The sequence below is a fragment of the Halomonas sp. 111 genome, assembly GCF_052379685.1.
Classification (GTDB): Bacteria; Pseudomonadota; Gammaproteobacteria; order Pseudomonadales; family Halomonadaceae; genus Vreelandella; species Vreelandella citrativorans.
Genome location: NZ_JBQSYV010000016.1, coordinates 48,287 through 65,410 on the forward strand (window position 1 = coordinate 48,287; position 17,124 = coordinate 65,410).

Consider the following 17,124-nt stretch of genomic DNA (forward strand, 5'->3'; position numbering starts at 1 on the left):
ACGCTCACTTTTTGGATCGGCGGGGGCGGCGCTGCAACCCCCGCACACCTTCCAACACAAGTACCAAAACGGCCAACCAGATGGCGATATACGTTGGCCACTCTTCAACGCTGATTGACTCACCGAGCAGTAACGAGACGCCCAGTAGCAGCACGGGTTCAACGTAAACCAGCAAGCCAAACAAGCTCAAATTGAGCAGCGGGGCAGAGAGTGCCTGAAACCCCAAGGCAAGGGTGCTAAGCGCCCCCAACCCCATGACGAGTCCGATCGTATCGGCATTGAGCGCTTCCAGCATGTGGCCGCCATCAAGAATAAAGTAAAGGCTGACCGGCAAGCTGAGCAGCATATCGAACCAGAGCCCGCCAATATGGTTAGTATCCGTTTTACGCCGCAGCCAGAAATAAGCCGGATAGCCCAGGCACACCGCCAGGGTCGGCCAGGCCAGCGTTTGCGCGATCGCCAGCTGATTGACGATACCCGCTATTGCAAACAGGCAAGCCATCTTCTGAAGGCGCGACAGGCGATCTCTGAAAGCGATTTGACCAATAATCACCATGGTCATCGGCATGATAAAATAGCCCAGAGAGACCGCTAACCCATGGCCGTTGCCTGGCGCCCACATAAAAAGCCACAGCTGAAAGCCCAACAAAAATGCCGATACTAGTCGTGAAGCCCAGAAGCAAGGTTCCGCCAGTAGTCGATGCCCGATGGCCACTAATTGCACCCCGTAACCTCGCCACAGCACAAACACGCTCAGACAAGGAAACGTCAGCAAGACTCGCCAACCGTAAATTTCCTCTCCTCCCATGGCCGAAAGCAAGGACGTATAGGCAAACAGTAACGCAAACAGCGCCGAGGCAATCACATTCAACGTGACGCCCAGTGTGGTGTGGTGATCCGTGCGCATAAATGACTTCTAGTCAGAAAATGTAGCGTTATTTTATTGCGGTATGCTTGATAAAGGCGCTTGTATTACCTACCGTCAGCGATAAATTTTCTCACTTGGCAGCGTAAATGATACTGGATAAATTTGATCAAACCCTGCTTGAGCTTCTGCAGAAAGATTGCCAGACGCCGCTTCGCGAGCTGGCTGAAACCGTCCACCTGTCAACGGCTTCTGTACAGCGGCGCATACAGAAGTTGAAAAGCAATGGGTTTATCCAAGCAAACGTAGCCGTGCTTGACCCAGACAAGCTGGGCCAGGTCATTACTCTTTTGGTGGAAGTACAAGCAGATAAAACCCACACCGCAGATCTAGAGCTCCTCAAGGCCCAATTTTCCGGGCCTGAAATTCAGCAGTGTTACTACGTGACCGGCGAGGCAGACTTCATGTTGGTACTACTGGTGCCCAGCATGCGTCGGTTTCAAGAGCTAAGCGACACGCTGTTTCACCATAACCCCAACGTTAAATGGTTCAGAACAATGGTGGTGCTGGAGCGTGTCAAAACGTCTCTAGAGGTGATCTAGCGGCAGCTACTCCTCAATCCACCACTGCGCCTCAAAGCGGCTTTCACTTCCAAGGCAACGGGTTACCTCTGCCATTGCGGTCTTCAGGCGCTCATCAAGCCCCCAGGGCGGGTTAACGACCAACATACCGCTACCGTACATACCGTGCGTTTGCTCACCTGGCGCGCGCAGCAAAAGCTCGCTGCGCCATATTTTGCGAATACCGCTTGCCTCTAACCCGTCCAATAACGCGTGATGATGCCCAGCGGGTAGCAGGGGATACCACATCAGTAGTATGGCGTGGCGCGCCTTTTCAAGCGTGTATATCGCCGTATCAACCACTTCCTGGTACTCCGCTTTACGCTCAAAACTAGGGTCAATCAATACGCAAAGCCGCGGGGTAGGCACCGGCAGCATGGCTGTTAAACCCGCTAAACCGTCGCCATAAATACGTTTTGCCTGAGGAGGAAGAGACTGCGTGTTCAAGTGCTCATGCTCACCCGGATGAAGCTCAAAAAGGCGCAGCTTATCGTGCTCGCGCAATGATTGGCTTAGCCACCATGGGGAGCCGGGATAGTGCGTTAACGCACTGGTACTGGGCTGAACGCTGGTGACAGCATTTAACCAATCACAGAGTAATGGGTCGGTGAGTACCTCGCGTTCGTGCCATAGCGGCCAAATACCCTCACGATACTCCTGAAGCCGCTGCGTCTCTTTGGTGGCGAGTGGGTAAAGCCCTCTTCCCGCATGCGTATCTATATATGTAATGGGTGTTTTTTTACGTAATAAATAATCAACGACGGCGTAAAGCGTCAAGTGTTTGTGTACATCGGCAAAATTACCGGCGTGATAGGCGTGTTGATAAGACAGCATGGTAACTCGCAGATAAGTGAACGAAAAAAGCCCGCTATGGGATCATAGCGGGCTTTAAACGGTAATGCGCGGGGGAGTTATGTCTTACTTAGCCCTGGCCGTTACCGATTGGCGTCAGGGTGATTTCAACCCGACGGTTTTGTGCCCGGCCCTGCTCGGTATCGTTGCTGGCAACCGGCTGGTTAGCGCCGTATCCCATGGTGTTAAGACGCGAGGAGGACACCCCGTTTTGACTTAAGTAGTTGCCCACTGACTGAGCTCGGCGCTCAGAGAGACGCTGGTTGTAGCTGGCATCCCCGGTGCTGTCGGTGAAGCCGGCAATATTAACCCGCGTATCGGTATACTGCTTGAGCACGTTAGCCACTTCATTAAGCGCACTGCGCGCATCGCCGGTTAGATCAGAAGAGTCAAAACCGAACGTCACGCTGCTGGGCATATTCAGCACGATATCGTCGCCGCGACGGTCGATTTCAATGCGCGAGCCCTCCAGGTTCTGGCGAAGCTGCTGTTCCTGACGGTCCATATAAGCGCCAATACCGGCACCCGCAGCAGCGCCCACGGCAGCACCAATCAAGGCACGATCACGACGGCTGGTACTTCCGCTACCCGAAAGTGCACCCGCAGCAGCGCCTACCGCCGCGCCAATCCCTGTTCCCATGCCGGTCGATGAACGTTGCGTCTGGCCACCATAAGGGTCAGAGGTGGCACAGCCCGCCACTAAGATCGCAGCAGCCAACGGGGTCAGTAGTCGAGAAATACGCATCACTCACTCCTTGTATATTTTTGCGCTTGAATTATTCGTCGCTGATAAAGGCCAGCAACTCATTCAAGAATAATAGACCTTGAGGCGATGCACGCAGCTTTTCGGGCATTTCCATCAAAAGTCCTTTTTTGGCGGCGGTGTGTAAACGTGCCAGCAGTGCTTCCTGCGGCTGGCCGGTATGCGCCGACCAGGCATGCATGGCAACCCCTTCGGTTAAGCGAAGCGCATTCATGGAAAATTCAAGCGGCAGCTCGTCCGCCGCGATAGGCTGCTTGCCCGCCACGAAACCGCGTGGGTCATTATCACGCCGTAAGTAAGCATCCGGCTGGCGCGTTTTCCAGCGCCGCTCACTATGCCACTGCCCTTGCGGGTCAATCGTCGTCAGCTTACCGTGTGCCCCGGCGCCAATGCCCAGATAGTCGCCAAACTGCCAATAGTTGAGGTTGTGCTGGCTCTGCTTGCCAGGTTTTGCGTAGGCTGAAATTTCGTAGCGCTCAAAGCCTGCCTGCTCCAATCGCTGATGGCCAAGCTCCTGAATATCCCAAAGCGACTCCTCTTCCGGCAGAACAGGTGGCTGTGAATGAAACGCGGTATTGGGCTCAAGGGTTAGTTGATACCAGGAGAGATGGTCCGGTGACAGCGCAAGCGCCTGGTCAATATCATCAAGCGCCAGGGAGGGCGTCTGGCCAGGCAAGCCATGCATCAGGTCGATATTAATATTATCAAACCCCGCCGCACGCGCCTGGCCTACCGCAGTAATAGCCTCTTCACCGCCGTGAATACGCCCCAAGGCCTTCAACTGAGCGGGCTGAAAGCTTTGAATACCCAACGAGAGACGATTGATGCCCGCCTCACGGTAGCCCGTAAAGCGTGCCTGCTCGGTGGTACCAGGATTCGCCTCCATGGTGATTTCTATATTGGGCGCGAAGGGTAAGCGTCGGCGTATTCCATTAAACAGCCGTTCAAAGAACGCGGGTGACATCAGGCTTGGCGTACCGCCACCAATAAAGATGGTCTGAATCTGACGCTCAGCAGCTAACGCCAGATCGCCATCCAGATCATGAAGTAGTGCCTTTAAATAAGCTGCTTCGGGTAAATCACCGTTAGGTTCATGAGAGTTGAAGTCACAATAAGGGCACTTGCGTACGCACCAGGGCGTATGAATATAGAGCGATAACGGAGGTAATGGCTTAGCCATGTGCCACCTTAAGTATATCAACCAACCCTTGAAGCGCCCGGCCACGGTGGCTTAGCCGATTTTTTAAGTCACTGGGTAATTCCGCCACGCTCATTCCCTGGTCGGGTAGCCAGAACAGCGAGTCATAGCCAAAGCCACCCTCTCCGCGTGGATGAGCAAGTAACTCCCCTTCCCAGCTGTGCTGAACAATAACCGGTACCGGATCAGCAGGATGGCGCAAATACACCAGCACGCACCAGTAGCGCCCGGTGCGCTGACCTTCTGCACAGTCACTAAGCGCTGCCAATAGTTTTTCATTGTTACGTTGATCGCTTTTCGGCTCACCAGCGTAGCGTGCGGAGTAAATCCCCGGCGCCCCTGAAAGCGCATCGACCTCAAGGCCGGAGTCATCAGCAAGCGCCGGTAAGCCGCTAACCCGGCTCGCCTCACGCGCTTTTAAAAGGGCATTTTCAACAAAGGTTAACCCCGTTTCTTCGACATCATGGACGCCAAAATCTGCCTGTGGGCGAACATCCAACCCCAATGGGGCCAGCAGTTGATTGAACTCTTTAAGTTTTCCCGCATTGCCGCTTGCTAGAACAAGGGTATTTACCGTGGCCATCACATTTTCTCCAAACGTCAGTCTGTAAGTGTACGCCTAACAAAATCATACTATGGCTAGCAAAATGTTACCAAATGCATATAAGGACTTGGTTAAAAAATAACGTCTGTTTATTTATTAGATCATTAAAAACATATATTTATATTAAATTCACCGTTTTACATCTTAAAGGTAGCGAATTGTTTTAAAAAATACTAGTAACAAAACTTTACGAAACTACACTTATAGACAACACTTGTTTCGTCGTCAGCTCACTCCTCCTTACCAAAGGCCTTAACATGAAAAGGGAACCGTCCTCCGACTTGGTGTATATCCTGACCGAGCAGAGTCCTCAATCTCAGCTTTTTGCTGAATACTTAAATAAACGCACCGGCTATCAGGTGAGCATTTACTCGCGTCATTCGGCCCTGTCTGCAGATACATCAGGAAAGCTGCTGCTTCTCATCGATAGCGATCACATCACTAGTGATGCACTGCCTGAATGGCAGGACCAGTTACCTGAAGCGCTATCAAAAGCAACGCTTGCCGCGTTCAATATTCGCAACATGAACCATGCGTTAGAGGCACTTTCCTGTGCTCATTTAAAAGGCGTTTTTTATCGTGAACAGAGCCTGGAGATTATTTGCAAAGGCGTTCACGCCTTGCTCGATGGTGAGTTATGGATGTCGCGTGAATTAATGGCTCGGCTGATTCTTTTTTATCGTAAATCACAGAACAATGCGTTTAGACCTACTTGCGGACTAACAAACCGAGAAATTGAAATTATTTCGTTACTAAAAGCAGGCTCTTCCAATCAACAAATTGCTGATCGACTATTTGTTAGCGAGCATACGGTTAAGTCACATCTTTATAACATCTTTCGCAAGATAAATGTGCATAACCGTATACAGGCTTTGAACTGGATTCATCAAAATCTGGGCCCTATTCTTCCGGCTATTGATAAACCCCGTGGGCTAAAAAACTAATAGTACAACTAGTTTGAGGTTATATCATGATGTCATTTCGTCGTTGTTTAACATCACTCTGCGTACTTCTACTGTTTTCTTTATCGCCACTAATGGCCAGTGAAACACTCTCCCAGGAAGAGGTTGAGCGATTAAACGAACAAAAAGAAATTGATTCTATTAATCAATTATCGAGTCCCGATGGTCCTGAAATAGAAAGTGTTAAAAGCGCCAGCAGCGAGCTGACCGGGGTGATGGTAGACCGCACGATTACCATGGCTGGGAAGACATTTTACCGAGCCTTTAGCCAGCGCGCTATGGACAACCTGATTATTGGCAATGCCACCATCACAATCCAGGAACGACCTGATGCTCGCTGGGGCAGCCAAATATGGGTGATGGATGGAAATCGCATGTATTTTCGCACACAGCTTTCTCCAAGGATCAATGAAGCGGATCGCGCCGCAGGAGAAGCCGTACAAATCGTCGAAGAAGCGCTGCTACGCCAACAAATAGCGTCAGCGTTAACCTCCGACAAAGACCTGGGAAGAGAGGAGATACGTTAATGAACACTATAAAAACCACCCAACACACGTTGCTAGCCATAGTGCTGGGCACGCTGATAGCGTCAGCGGCCTCTGCCGGTGAATTGATTTATCGCCCCCTGAACCCCTCTTTTGGTGGTGACCCCTTTATGGGCAGTTATCTATTGAGTAAAGCTCAATCGCAAGATACCAATAAAGACCCGGATTCAAGAAGCATAGAACCCATTTCCTCCACCGAACGGCTTATTCAAAACTTGGAGAGCCGTTTGATTTCTCAACTTATTTCAGATGTTGGTTCCGGCGATGTCGGTGAAGGGTCTTTTGACAGCGGTGAATTTAGTGTGGTTGTGCGCGATGAAGGCGGGCAATTGATTGTACGTGTGATTGATAAAGTGACCGGTGATGTGACGAATATCAGCGTTGGTGGCTTGTTTAACCCTTAACCATTGAGCCTGCCCCCGTCACGAAACTTAATAACCAAAAACCAATAAGGCCTTAAAAGCCTCTCCCATATCCTAGATGCTGTCAGGGGAACATCATGAAATTCATTGCTTCACTTATAATGCTTGCGCTGCTCAGCGGATGTGCGGGCATGGTCGCAAACTCTGAAAATTTAGAAGGCGCTGAGGCTACGCTTACGCCCCGAGGGGTAACCTATCAGGATCTCATTTCCTTACCACCACCTGCCGGCAAAATTTTTGTATCGGTGTATGATTTTAGAGATCAAACCGGGCAATATCGGCCTGCCCCAGCCAGCACGTTTTCAACAGCGGTTACCCAAGGTGCAGCGGCAATGCTAACCGGTGCGCTGGCCGACTCGGGCTGGTTTATTCCCCTTGAGCGGGTGGGGTTACAAAACCTGCTCACTGAGCGGCGCATCATTCGTGCAGAATTTGAGCGCTTTGGCCAACCCGATTCGCTTCCTTCACTACGCGCGGCCTCGGTAATGCTGGAAGGCGGCATTATTGCGTATGAATCCAACGTGCGAACAGGGGGAGCTGGCGCAGAGTACTTTGGTATTGGCGCCTCAGGACAGTATCAGGTTGACCAGGTAACGGTTAACTTGCGAGCCGTCGAGATATCGACAGGTGAAGTACTCGCTAACGTCACTACAACAAAAACCATCTACTCCAAAGAGTTAAGAGCGGGTATCTATCGATTTATTGATTTCCGACGCTTATTAGAAGCTGAAGCAGGCATTACCACGAATGAACCTGTTCAATTAGCGGTCATGTCAGCCATTGAATCTGCCGTTATTCATTTAGTAGCTCGTGGCGTTGAGAATAACCTTTGGAACCTCTCAAATGGCGTAAACTTTCGGGAAACTATTTTATCTGACTACTTAACAGCACCAACTCCCATGCTATAAAAACGTTCTCCATAAAGACTATCCCCGTAAAAACTGTCTCCTATGACTGGAAGGTTCATCGCAATCGGCTTAGCTTACGCTAAGCCGATTTCTTTATAGCTAAAACAACCTGCTATTTAAGCGTATGAGAAAGATCATCAATAATGCATAGAAAAGCACTAACAAACACATCGCTTAAATAACAAAAAGATGGATGGCAGAAAATTTAAAAAAGCCCAAACTCAATGTACCAGGATAAAATCATACCAACATTGAGAGCTTAAAAAAATGATCCGCACACTAACTAGCATTCATTACCTCTCAGCGTTACTTCAAAAAGTAAACGTTAATACTGTTTTGTTAATGACGGTACTTTTATTCGTTACAGGGCATGCTAGTGCGGAAACAAACCGTATTGAGCAATATTTTAATCAGGCTGACCCACACGCCTACCAAGGTAACTACAGCATTATTTCTCAGATAGGTAATAACAACAGGGCAACGGTTAAACAATCTTACTCTGCTGCTTACCAGGCCGGTAACTTCTCGCATATCAGCCAATACGGTAATAAGAACACGGCCTCAATCACTCAAATTGGTGCTAGAAATTACGGCGTTATTCTTCAAGACGGTAATTATCACAACACCCAAATAAGCCAGTCCGGGAGCCAGCAAGAACAGGCAACGTATGTTTCCCAGACAGGATTAAGAAGCGACATACACGTTTCACAATCGGGGAGTGGCTATCGCAGCATAGGCATAGAACAGCAAGCATTCTCTGGCTATACACGACCAGTCACCGTCGAAACCTACTGAGCAATACTTCTGTTGTCTCAGTAACAACCAAAGCAAGCATAACAGGATGGGGAAACATCATGAAAATCCAAATCACAACGATCGCTGCCGCCGTTGCCTTTGCTATGAGCACGGCTGCTTTCGCACAGTTTGCAGGCAGTGACTCAACTATTTACCAGGATGGTGATCGCAATACCAACGCTATCACCCAGTGGGGCACGCAAACCTCACGTGTGTATCAAGAAGGTCGTGGTAACGCCACTACCGTTTCACAAGATGATATTTCAGGAGTGGCAACAACGCTGCCTGGCCAGAACAACTCGGATATTGACCAGGTTGGTGGCGGAAACTCGGCAGGCGTTACTCAATTAGGTGCGAGGAACAGCTCAACCGTATACCAGGAGGGCATTAGTAACGATGCAGCCGTTGACCAGGACGGTTCTAAAAACGTTTCTGTGACAACGCAAACTGGTATTTCCAATAACGTCAGTGCGACTCAGAATGGCCGTCTTAACGATAGCTATGCTTACCAGCAAGGTTCCAACAATGAAGCGACCGTTGATCAGGAAGGTTTTGCAAATATTTCTGTGACAACGCAAACTGGCCTTTCCAATGACGTCAGTGTGGCTCAGGATGGCCTATTTAACGATAGCTATGCCTACCAGCAGGGGTACGGCAATGAAGCGACCATTACTCAGGAAGGTTTTGAGAACAAGTCCGTCGTTGAAGAAATCGGCAGCTTCAATGAAGCAACCATTACTCAGATTGGCAACGATAACGATAGCTACGCTCACCTAAACGGTCATCATAATGTGGCCAACGTTAGCCAGAATGGTAACTCACTTGAAAGCACCATTTTAGCCAGTGGCAACCATAATACTCATGACGTCATGCAGTCTGGCCGTGGACATGACTCCTATATCAATACCCAAGGCAACGGTAACGTGCATAACGTTACCCAAAGCGGTGCTTTCTGGGGCGGTGCTCATACCTCCAGCATCGTGACTTATGGCCATGGCAACCTTAATACAGTAAGCCAAGGCCATTAAGCATAGGGCGTACGCATCCAAACCGTCCCACCCGGGGCGGTTTTTTAATGTTTACAGAAAATACCTTAAAAACGGGTTAACGAACCCCGACCGTTACCGTTGACCCTAGCCCTTGGGTAGATGAGCGCGAGCGGTTGCCGCCTTTCTGAATATCCACATCCAGGCGCTGGCTATCACTTAATAATGTCACCGTACCCTCAAGCGACGACCCGATAAACGTATACTCTTTGGGCACCGTAGCGTGCTCTTCAATATGCTCGATAGTTTGACCATCGTGAGTGATGCGCCAATGTGCGGAGAACTCAGCACCAGGCGTTCCTCCCATCGCAATATGGATCTGGCTCATGCTCTGCTCCTCAGAGGCAAAGGTACTAACGGAGAGTCCCATAGCAAACACCGCTATAAAAACCTTTGGAAGAGTCGATAATTGTTGTTGCATGATAGCGACCTCACTAACGATAAAGCCGCTCGGCATGAGCGGCTTTATAGTTTAGCAGAGCAACGTCTTTCCGTTACATTGAGTTACATAATACTAAAGGCTTTTTCTGCAGCATCCAACGTAAATTGGATATCCTCGGGCGTATGAGCGCTCGACATAAAGCCTGCTTCAAACGCCGAAGGGGCCAGATAAACGCCGTGATCCAGCATCGCGCCAAAGAAGCGGCGGAACGCCTCGGGGTCACACGCGGTTGCCTGGGCAAAGTTATCCACACGGCGTTGAGAGGTGAAAAACAGCCCAAACATGCCCCCCGCTGACTGTGTCATCATGGAGACACCGGCTGCATTAGCACGCTCTTTCAGGCCACTGCAAAGTGTTTCAACCCGCTGAGAAAGCGCGTCATGAAAGCCGGGGACCTGGAGCTTGGTTAATAACGCAATACCTGCCGCCATCGCCAAGGGGTTACCCGACAGCGTACCTGCCTGGTAAATCGGCCCCATGGGGGAGATGTTTTGCATAATCTCGCGCTTGCCACCAAACGCGCCTACTGGCATACCGCCACCAACAATCTTACCCAGGCACGTTAAATCGGGGATAATGCCGTAATGCGCCTGAGCACCACCCAGCGCAACGCGGAACCCGGTCATGACTTCATCGAAAATCAGAATGCTTTCATGCTCGTTACACACCCGGCGCAGTGTTTCCAAAAAGCCCGGCTGGGGAGGAATACAGTTCATGTTACCTGCAACAGGTTCAACAATAATGCAGGCAATCTGGTCGCCGATTTCAGCAAAGCATTCTTCAACACCTTCAATATCGTTATAGGAGAGCGTAATGGTGTGCTCGGCAAGAGACGCGGGAACACCTGGCGAGCTGGGTTCGCCATGGGTGAGCGCGCCAGAGCCCGCTTTTACCAGCAACGAATCTGAATGGCCGTGATAGTTACCTTCAAACTTAACGATCTTATCGCGCCCGGTGGTGCCGCGTGCCAAGCGGATCGCCGACATGGTGGCTTCCGTACCAGAACTGGTCATGCGCACCATTTCCATGGTGGGGATCATTTCGCAGATCAGGTCTGCCATGGTGGTTTCCACCGCGGTCGGGGTACCAAACGAGAGACCGTTGTCCAAACGAGCACGTACCGCTGCCAACACATCCTGGTCCGCATGACCGGTAATCATCGGGCCCCAGGAACCTACATAGTCCACGTAGCGGTTGCCTTCCACATCAAACAGATAAGCGCCCTGGGCGCGCTCCATAAATACCGGCGGACGGTGCAGGCCTTTAAACGCACGTACCGGCGAATTTACGCCACCTGGAATATGGCGGCTAGCAAGCTCAAACAGTTCAGCAGATGTGGTCATGGCGTCCTCAATATCAATGGCGTAGCGCGAATAAAATCAAAAGCGAACCGGCCGTGGCAAGCGATTAGGTAAACACTGCCCGCTAGGCGGCTGATATCCATGAGACAAACTCTCCCAGGTAAAGTGCTGGGCCTGTTCACAGGCCGTCGACAAACGCTCACCGGCGGCCAGGCGTGCAGCAATGGCAGATGCCAAGGTGCAGCCTGAGCCGTGAAACCGTTCCGGCAGGCGTGGCCACTGCCATTGGCGCGTGGTATCCGGCGAGTGCAGTGTATTAACAACCTGCTGCTCGTTACCTGGAACAGGCTCATCAGTCGCGGTTACTAAAATAGCCTGGCAACCCTGGGATAAAAGCGCGACGGCGCGCGCCGTATCATCCAGGGGGCCGTCAATCTCTGGGGTGAGCTGCTTAAGCTCATAGCGGTTGGGAGTTAAGATATCCACAAGCGGTAGCAGGCGGGTCGCATAGAGGCGTTGCAATTGGGGTGTGGATAACTCAGTACCGCCACCGGCTTTAAGTACCGGGTCGGCCACAACCGGGATGCCTGGAAAACGGCGAATAATCTGCTCGGCTGCTCTTAGCGTTGCCTCATCTGCCAACAGGCCCAGCTTGATCGCAGCAACCTGCATCCCGCTAAGCGCCTCTGCCATTTGGCGCATCAACGCGGGGTCTGCCGGAACGACATGGCTCACGTTATGGCAGTTTTGCACCGTTAACGCGGTGGGAATCGTCACTGCCCAACCGCCGCAGGCGGCAATGGCTTCGCTATCTGCCACTAAACCCGCTCCGCCCGTCGGGTCATGGCCCGCCAGTACTAAAACAACCGGTGAAAGAGGTTGGCGCATCAAAAAGGTTTCACAACGGCAAGTAGAATAATCGCCACTAGCGCAATCACCGGCGCTTCATTGAACCAGCGAAAGAACGTGTGGCTTTTCGTGCAGCGATCCTGGGCAAACTGTTTTAAGTAAATCAGACAGACGTGATGATAGGCGATCAGCAGTACCACAAAGGTGAGTTTAACGTGCATCCAGCCTTGGCTGAACCAGCCGGGCACCAGATACAGCATCGCCCCGCCAAAGATAAGCACCAGTATCATGGAAGGCGTCATGATGCCGCGATAAAGCTTACGCTCCATGGTTTTGAAATAGGCGATAGCTTTATCGTCGCCTTTATCTCGTGCCATGGCGTGATACACATACAGCCGCGGCAAATAAAACAGGGCGGCAAACCAGGTCACCATGGTCATTAAATGCAGGGCCTTCAACCATAGATACATTGTCTCTCCTTATACGGGCGAATCATTCGCTTTCGGGTCAGTACGGGTATTTGGGTCAGCGTCAGTATTGGGGTCAGAATAGTAATAATAACGCTCAATGGCACCACGGGTGATGATACCTGAAATTCGCTGCCGCTTTGGCCGATAACCGTGCACTACATAAAGCGCGCCTAAGGCATCGTCTTGAAGCTTTACAAACGCCTCTGACAGGGTGGCCTGTAGGCCAATCGGCGCAAGTTCCAGGCGCTGGCCCGGAATTTCCAGTAAATCGACGGATTCATTATCGGGAGGAGCATCGCCATCAAGCGCTTCATCGTGCTCCAAAAGCCACCGCGCCAGCGCCGACGCTTTTAACGCCAGTACCGATTTTTCTTCATTTGAACGCTCAATAATCAGCCAGACAGGATTGGTTTCCAGTAGTTTACGTGCCTGCTCAAACGTCACCTTGCGCTCAGTACGTACCAGGCTTCGCTCCATCACCGCAGGCACCGACACGCGGGAAAGCGCCTGCATTAACGGCTGTTGAAGCGGGTGCAGCCCATAACGTACGGAACTAATAAAAAATCCTTCGCAGCCGGTAAGCTGGCGAGACGTCAGGCAGGCAACCACCACCACCAACATACCCGGCAACATGACATGCGGCGTATGAGTAAGCTCCAACAGCGCCATTAACGCCGCAAGCGGCGCTTGCAGCACCGCCCCCATCATGGCCGCCATGCCTAACATGGCGTAAATGCCTGGGTCTGACGCTTTATCAGGCCATAGCCAGCCACCCAAAATACCGCCCAGCGCGCCTGTCGCAGCACCAATCACCAGCGTGGGGCCAATAATCCCGATGGGTACGCTACCTGATACGGTCAGGGCGGTAATCAAAAGCTTGGCAATCATCAGCGCCAGCAACACGTTAATGTCCAATTGATTATTAAGCGCCGCCGCCACACTATCGTAGCCAATTCCCTGAACCTGCGGAAACCACCATGCCACCACCCCGGTCGCCACCCCCACACAAGCCAAACGAAGCCACAACGGCCATGCCTGCATACGTTTGTTACGTGAAATATGAATAAATAGCCCCGCCAATAGCCCGACCACAAAGCCGAGTACGATGACCCACGGTAAATTCATGAGCGAGCCCAGCACGACCTCGGGGATACGAAAAGCCGGCTCATTGCCATACACCATCTGCGCAATGAGCGCCGCCATCGTAGAGGCTAAAATCACCGGCATAAAGCTCATCAGGGTATACTCCATCATGACGACTTCCATGGCGAAGATAACCCCGGCAACCGGTGTATTGAACGACGCAGAAATCCCCGCCGCCGTCCCACAGGCAACCAAAACGCGCAGGCTGTTATTGGGTAACCGAAGCTTGACTCCCAACCCGCTTGACGCGGCAGCGCCTAAATGAATAGCCGGGCCTTCCCGTCCAGCAGAGAGCCCACCAAGAACCGACACCACCCCCACCCACCATTGATTCAGCCAGTTTCGCATTGGGAAGCGGCCCTGGTGATAAGAGAGGCGCTCAATAACGTGCCCTACTCCCATCTTTTGGGCAGCGGCTTTTTGCCGATAAAGCAGCAGCCCCAGCACGCTAACGGCAATAATAGGCAGCAGTGAGCGCAGCCACGGAGGCAGTCCTTCAAATCCTTCCGGGTTTCCATCCGGCATATAAAACACCGCCCCCGCTTCGAGCAGTAGCCGGAAGGCGACCATCGCCGCCCCCGTAATGATCCCCGACACTAACCCCAATACGCACAGCTGAGGCAGCGCATCAACATGGGCCAACTGGCGTCGAAACCCCTCGAGGGTGAAATCTGATCGGGAAAAACGCGCCACGACGACCTTCCTTTACGCATGTAGTGTAGTTCTCTTGTGTATCATAGCCCGATACGCTTCGACAGCCTGCGCCAATCTGTTTAGGCTGTTAATTATTACCCTGTCTCGAATGTGCAACGTGTAAGGAGTCGTTTGTGATTAAGGTCGGCATTGTCGGCGGTACCGGTTATACCGGCGTTGAGCTACTGCGGTTACTCGCCCAGCATCCCCATGTCAGCGTTGAAGCCATTACCTCGCGCTCGGAAGCCGGCGTAAAGGTATGCGATATGTATCCCAATCTGCGCGGCCACTACGACACATTGACGTTCAGTGAGCCCGATGCAAAGCAGTTGGGCGATATGGATGCGGTATTTTTCGCCACTCCCCACGGTGTTGCCCACGCCTTGGCAGGTGAGCTTTTGGACAAAGGCACACGCATTATCGACCTGTCGGCTGACTTCCGCCTGCGTGATGCCAAGGTATGGAGCGAGTGGTACGGCCAACCTCACGGTGCGCCTTCGCTGCTTGAAGAAGCGGTCTATGGCCTGCCCGAGATGCACCGCGAAAAAATCAAAACGGCGCGCCTAGTGGCCGTGCCTGGCTGCTACCCAACCGCTGTACAGCTAGGCTACCTGCCGCTACTGGAAGCCGGACTGATTGATCCTCAACAGCTGATTGCCGACTGTAAATCGGGCGTGACGGGGGCAGGCCGAGGGGCCAAGGTGCCTTCACTACTGGCGGAAGCCAGTGAGTCCTTCAAAGCTTACGGCGCCTCAGGGCATCGTCATTTGCCCGAAATCCGCCAGGGCCTTGGCGATATGCAGGCGCACCCGGTGGGGCTGACCTTCGTTCCTCATTTAACGCCGATGATTCGGGGCATTCACGCCACGCTCTATAGTCAGCTCACCACCTCGGTGGACGACCTTCAGGCGCTGTTTGAAAATCGTTATGCAAGCGAGCCCTTTGTTGATGTGATGCCTGCGGGCAGCCATCCTGAAACGCGCAGCGTTAAAGGCATCAACACCTGCCGCCTGGCCGTACATCGCCCGGAGAACAGCAACACGGTCGTGGTGTTATCGGTCATTGATAACCTGGTGAAAGGCGCCTCGGGCCAAGCCATCCAAAACCTCAACCTAATGTTTGGATTCGAGGAGAACATGGGCCTCACCGCCCCTGCCTTGATGCCATAAGCCACGTACAAAATCCCGGCAATAGTTGACCCTTTTGCTGGGAATTATCCATAATCATCTTCCAATGCTGATTATTCGTTCTTAAAGCTCGCGGGAGGTACCCATGAGCGGTGCAGAAGCCTTTGTTCCAACCCCATTAATGATGTCCGATAGCGCACGTAAACGTATCCGTGCCCTAATGGATGAAGAAAATAACCCTGCGCTAAAACTGCGCGTCTACGTCACCGGCGGTGGCTGTTCAGGTTTTCAGTACGGCTTCGATTTTGCCGATACGGTCGCCGAAGACGATACGCTCATTGAATTTGGCACGGCGACCCTGGTGGTCGACCCTCTCTCCTACCAGTATCTGGTTGGATCGACGGTGGATTACGAAGAGGGCCTCGCTGGCGCACGCTTTCGCATTCAAAACCCCAATGCCACCACCACCTGCGGCTGCGGCGCCTCTTTTATGGTGTAGGCGCGTTATAACGCTAGCAAAGCGTTGGTACCCATGACTTGACGCCTTGGTGGTTTCTCGCCAAGGTTAAAAGGTCAACAATTGCTCTAACGCGGTGTGAAGAGAACGTCGTCTCTTCTTTTCACCGCTTCAGGGCTATAAAACATGGGGAAACCAATGAAAACCATACTAACGACAACTGCTATCGCTTCCTCCATCGCTCTGGGTTTAAGCGGCGCCTCTGTCGCCATGGCCCAAATGCCATCTGTTAATGTCGCAACCGACCCAAGCTTTGTTCCTTTTGAAATGATGGATCCAGAAACCGGCGAGATGATCGGTTTCGATATGGATATCATTAACGAAGTTGCCGAGCGGGTAGGCTTTAACGTTAACCTCACTACCATGGAATTTGCGGGCATTATTCCTGCCGTACAAACCGGTAGCCAAGAGATCGCCATCGCCGGAACGACGATTACCGAAGAGCGCGCTCAAGTTGTCGACTTCTCCGACCCCTATTACGATTCCGGCCTGCAAATTATCGTTCGTGCTGATAACGATGAAGTTGAATCTATTGAAGACCTCGCCGGGCTCTCTATTGCCACGCGTATTGGCTCAACCAGCTACGATTTTCTACAGCAAGAGTTAGGTGATGATGCGGACATCACCCCCTACCCAGCCATGAGCGATATGTACATGGCATTACTAGGCCGCAATGTTGATGCCGTTTTCTATGACGCTCCTAATGTGGCTTACTTCTCCCAAACCCGCGGCGAAGGGCGTACCAAAGTGGTGGGGCCGCTTTATGAAGGTCAGCAGTATGGCATCGTGTTCCATAAGGGCAGCGAATGGGTAGAACCCACCAATGAAGCCTTGGCCGCCATGCGTGAAGACGGCACTTACGACGAAATCTACGAAAAATGGTTCGGTGAAGCCTCCGGCGAATAATCAGGCAGCGAAATATCTACCCAAGCATTTCGTCACAGGGTCGGGCGGCCACTCTCCCGGCCCTTTGACGTTATACGTCGCGTGTTTTTTTGGAGA

General features: G+C 51.9%; 20 protein-coding genes. 10 read left to right on the plus strand and 10 right to left on the minus strand.

Going from position 1 to position 17,124, the window contains the following annotated elements; translation table 11 throughout:
* Positions 1-4 precede the first annotated feature (4 nt).
* The gene (gene rarD / locus ACT3T7_RS12860) at positions 5-907 is read right to left on the minus strand and encodes an EamA family transporter RarD (protein ID WP_444631230.1); all 903 of its coding nucleotides are present in this window, start codon (positions 905-907) and stop codon (positions 5-7) included.
* Between the two features lie 107 nt (positions 908-1,014).
* Here rarD and ACT3T7_RS12865 point away from each other — a divergent pair, with 107 nt between their 5' ends.
* Positions 1,015-1,467, plus strand: coding sequence for an Lrp/AsnC family transcriptional regulator (locus ACT3T7_RS12865; protein WP_444631231.1), 453 nt, complete (start codon positions 1,015-1,017; stop codon positions 1,465-1,467).
* Between the two features lie 6 nt (positions 1,468-1,473).
* Here ACT3T7_RS12865 and ACT3T7_RS12870 read toward each other — a convergent pair whose 3' ends face one another.
* From ACT3T7_RS12870 to rdgB, 4 genes are all read right to left on the minus strand, one after another.
* Positions 1,474-2,319: a 23S rRNA (adenine(2030)-N(6))-methyltransferase RlmJ gene (locus ACT3T7_RS12870; protein WP_444631232.1), complete on the minus strand. Its 846-nt coding sequence runs from the start codon at positions 2,317-2,319 to the stop codon at positions 1,474-1,476.
* Between the two features lie 88 nt (positions 2,320-2,407).
* Complete coding sequence (locus ACT3T7_RS12875) at positions 2,408-3,082, minus strand: OmpA family protein (protein WP_192526767.1); 675 nt, start codon at positions 3,080-3,082, stop codon at positions 2,408-2,410.
* Positions 3,083-3,113: 31 nt separating this feature from the next.
* The gene (gene hemW, locus ACT3T7_RS12880; RefSeq protein WP_444631233.1) at positions 3,114-4,280 is read right to left on the minus strand and encodes a radical SAM family heme chaperone HemW; all 1,167 of its coding nucleotides are present in this window, start codon (positions 4,278-4,280) and stop codon (positions 3,114-3,116) included.
* Positions 4,273-4,881: an RdgB/HAM1 family non-canonical purine NTP pyrophosphatase gene (rdgB, locus tag ACT3T7_RS12885; protein ID WP_444631234.1), complete on the minus strand. Its 609-nt coding sequence runs from the start codon at positions 4,879-4,881 to the stop codon at positions 4,273-4,275. Before rdgB ends, hemW begins: the two co-directional genes overlap by 8 nt.
* 278 nt (positions 4,882-5,159) lie before the next feature.
* Here rdgB and ACT3T7_RS12890 point away from each other — a divergent pair, with 278 nt between their 5' ends.
* The 6 genes from ACT3T7_RS12890 (at position 5,160) to ACT3T7_RS12915 (ending at position 9,562) form a co-directional block, all read left to right on the plus strand.
* Entirely contained in the window at positions 5,160-5,846 is a 687-nt protein-coding gene (locus ACT3T7_RS12890) for a LuxR C-terminal-related transcriptional regulator (protein WP_193056899.1), read from the plus strand.
* A gap of 26 nt (positions 5,847-5,872) precedes the next feature.
* Positions 5,873-6,391: a CsgE family curli-type amyloid fiber assembly protein gene (locus ACT3T7_RS12895; protein WP_444631235.1), complete on the plus strand. Its 519-nt coding sequence runs from the start codon at positions 5,873-5,875 to the stop codon at positions 6,389-6,391.
* Positions 6,391-6,813 carry a curli assembly protein CsgF gene (locus ACT3T7_RS12900; RefSeq protein ID WP_444631236.1) on the plus strand — a complete coding sequence of 141 codons (423 nt, stop codon included), beginning with the start codon at positions 6,391-6,393 and terminating at the stop codon, positions 6,811-6,813. The genes ACT3T7_RS12895 and ACT3T7_RS12900 overlap by 1 nt, the downstream gene beginning before the upstream one ends.
* 95 nt (positions 6,814-6,908) lie before the next feature.
* Positions 6,909-7,739, plus strand: a complete 831-nt coding sequence (locus ACT3T7_RS12905) for a CsgG/HfaB family protein (RefSeq protein WP_444631237.1) — start codon at positions 6,909-6,911, stop codon at positions 7,737-7,739.
* A 267-nt stretch (positions 7,740-8,006) separates the two neighbouring features.
* The gene (locus ACT3T7_RS12910; protein ID WP_444631238.1) at positions 8,007-8,534 is read left to right on the plus strand and encodes a hypothetical protein; all 528 of its coding nucleotides are present in this window, start codon (positions 8,007-8,009) and stop codon (positions 8,532-8,534) included.
* Between the two features lie 59 nt (positions 8,535-8,593).
* The gene (locus ACT3T7_RS12915) at positions 8,594-9,562 is read left to right on the plus strand and encodes a curlin subunit CsgB (RefSeq protein WP_444631239.1); all 969 of its coding nucleotides are present in this window, start codon (positions 8,594-8,596) and stop codon (positions 9,560-9,562) included.
* 76 nt (positions 9,563-9,638) lie between these two features.
* Here the strand turns inward: ACT3T7_RS12915 and ACT3T7_RS12920 are convergent, their stop codons facing one another.
* The 5 genes from ACT3T7_RS12920 to ACT3T7_RS12940 all read right to left on the minus strand — a co-directional run bounded on the left by ACT3T7_RS12920 (position 9,639) and on the right by ACT3T7_RS12940 (position 14,478).
* The gene (locus ACT3T7_RS12920) at positions 9,639-9,908 is read right to left on the minus strand and encodes a hypothetical protein (protein WP_226912126.1); all 270 of its coding nucleotides are present in this window, start codon (positions 9,906-9,908) and stop codon (positions 9,639-9,641) included.
* A gap of 176 nt (positions 9,909-10,084) precedes the next feature.
* Positions 10,085-11,365, minus strand: coding sequence for a glutamate-1-semialdehyde 2,1-aminomutase (gene hemL, locus ACT3T7_RS12925; protein ID WP_444631240.1), 1,281 nt, complete (start codon positions 11,363-11,365; stop codon positions 10,085-10,087).
* 36 nt (positions 11,366-11,401) lie between these two features.
* Positions 11,402-12,211, minus strand: a complete 810-nt coding sequence (gene thiD / locus ACT3T7_RS12930) for a bifunctional hydroxymethylpyrimidine kinase/phosphomethylpyrimidine kinase (protein ID WP_444631241.1) — start codon at positions 12,209-12,211, stop codon at positions 11,402-11,404.
* Positions 12,211-12,642 (minus strand): protoporphyrinogen oxidase HemJ, encoded by a 432-nt coding sequence (gene hemJ, locus ACT3T7_RS12935; RefSeq protein ID WP_444631242.1) that lies wholly within the window; start codon positions 12,640-12,642, stop codon positions 12,211-12,213. The genes thiD and hemJ overlap by 1 nt, the downstream gene beginning before the upstream one ends.
* Before the next feature lie 9 nt (positions 12,643-12,651).
* Positions 12,652-14,478, minus strand: coding sequence for a chloride channel protein (locus ACT3T7_RS12940; protein WP_172118733.1), 1,827 nt, complete (start codon positions 14,476-14,478; stop codon positions 12,652-12,654).
* A 134-nt stretch (positions 14,479-14,612) separates the two neighbouring features.
* On the opposite strand from ACT3T7_RS12940, the gene argC reads away from it, so the two are divergent.
* From argC to ACT3T7_RS12955, 3 genes are all read left to right on the plus strand, one after another.
* The gene (gene argC, locus ACT3T7_RS12945; RefSeq protein WP_444631243.1) at positions 14,613-15,647 is read left to right on the plus strand and encodes an N-acetyl-gamma-glutamyl-phosphate reductase; all 1,035 of its coding nucleotides are present in this window, start codon (positions 14,613-14,615) and stop codon (positions 15,645-15,647) included.
* Positions 15,648-15,750: 103 nt separating this feature from the next.
* Positions 15,751-16,104, plus strand: a complete 354-nt coding sequence (gene erpA, locus ACT3T7_RS12950) for an iron-sulfur cluster insertion protein ErpA (protein ID WP_444631244.1) — start codon at positions 15,751-15,753, stop codon at positions 16,102-16,104.
* A 156-nt stretch (positions 16,105-16,260) separates the two neighbouring features.
* The gene (locus tag ACT3T7_RS12955) at positions 16,261-17,028 is read left to right on the plus strand and encodes a transporter substrate-binding domain-containing protein (RefSeq protein ID WP_444631245.1); all 768 of its coding nucleotides are present in this window, start codon (positions 16,261-16,263) and stop codon (positions 17,026-17,028) included.
* The last annotated feature ends 96 nt before the right edge of the window (positions 17,029-17,124 follow it).

Bases quoted from the DNA above. Each gene is read 5' to 3' on its own strand.
- rarD (WP_444631230.1), bottom strand. From the start codon at position 907: ATGCGCACGGATCACCACACCACACTGGGCGTCACGTTGAATGTGATT.
- ACT3T7_RS12865 (WP_444631231.1), top strand. From the start codon at position 1,015: ATGATACTGGATAAATTTGATCAAACCCTGCTTGAGCTTCTGCAGAAA.
- ACT3T7_RS12870 (WP_444631232.1), bottom strand. From the start codon at position 2,319: ATGCTGTCTTATCAACACGCCTATCACGCCGGTAATTTTGCCGATGTA.
- ACT3T7_RS12875 (WP_192526767.1), bottom strand. From the start codon at position 3,082: ATGCGTATTTCTCGACTACTGACCCCGTTGGCTGCTGCGATCTTAGTG.
- hemW (WP_444631233.1), bottom strand. From the start codon at position 4,280: ATGGCTAAGCCATTACCTCCGTTATCGCTCTATATTCATACGCCCTGG.
- rdgB (WP_444631234.1), bottom strand. From the start codon at position 4,881: ATGGCCACGGTAAATACCCTTGTTCTAGCAAGCGGCAATGCGGGAAAA.
- ACT3T7_RS12890 (WP_193056899.1), top strand. From the start codon at position 5,160: ATGAAAAGGGAACCGTCCTCCGACTTGGTGTATATCCTGACCGAGCAG.
- ACT3T7_RS12895 (WP_444631235.1), top strand. From the start codon at position 5,873: ATGATGTCATTTCGTCGTTGTTTAACATCACTCTGCGTACTTCTACTG.
- ACT3T7_RS12900 (WP_444631236.1), top strand. From the start codon at position 6,391: ATGAACACTATAAAAACCACCCAACACACGTTGCTAGCCATAGTGCTG.
- ACT3T7_RS12905 (WP_444631237.1), top strand. From the start codon at position 6,909: ATGAAATTCATTGCTTCACTTATAATGCTTGCGCTGCTCAGCGGATGT.
- ACT3T7_RS12910 (WP_444631238.1), top strand. From the start codon at position 8,007: ATGATCCGCACACTAACTAGCATTCATTACCTCTCAGCGTTACTTCAA.
- ACT3T7_RS12915 (WP_444631239.1), top strand. From the start codon at position 8,594: ATGAAAATCCAAATCACAACGATCGCTGCCGCCGTTGCCTTTGCTATG.
- ACT3T7_RS12920 (WP_226912126.1), bottom strand. From the start codon at position 9,908: ATGAGCCAGATCCATATTGCGATGGGAGGAACGCCTGGTGCTGAGTTC.
- hemL (WP_444631240.1), bottom strand. From the start codon at position 11,365: ATGACCACATCTGCTGAACTGTTTGAGCTTGCTAGCCGCCATATTCCA.
- thiD (WP_444631241.1), bottom strand. From the start codon at position 12,211: ATGCGCCAACCTCTTTCACCGGTTGTTTTAGTACTGGCGGGCCATGAC.
- hemJ (WP_444631242.1), bottom strand. From the start codon at position 12,642: ATGTATCTATGGTTGAAGGCCCTGCATTTAATGACCATGGTGACCTGG.
- erpA (WP_444631244.1), top strand. From the start codon at position 15,751: ATGAGCGGTGCAGAAGCCTTTGTTCCAACCCCATTAATGATGTCCGAT.
- ACT3T7_RS12955 (WP_444631245.1), top strand. From the start codon at position 16,261: ATGAAAACCATACTAACGACAACTGCTATCGCTTCCTCCATCGCTCTG.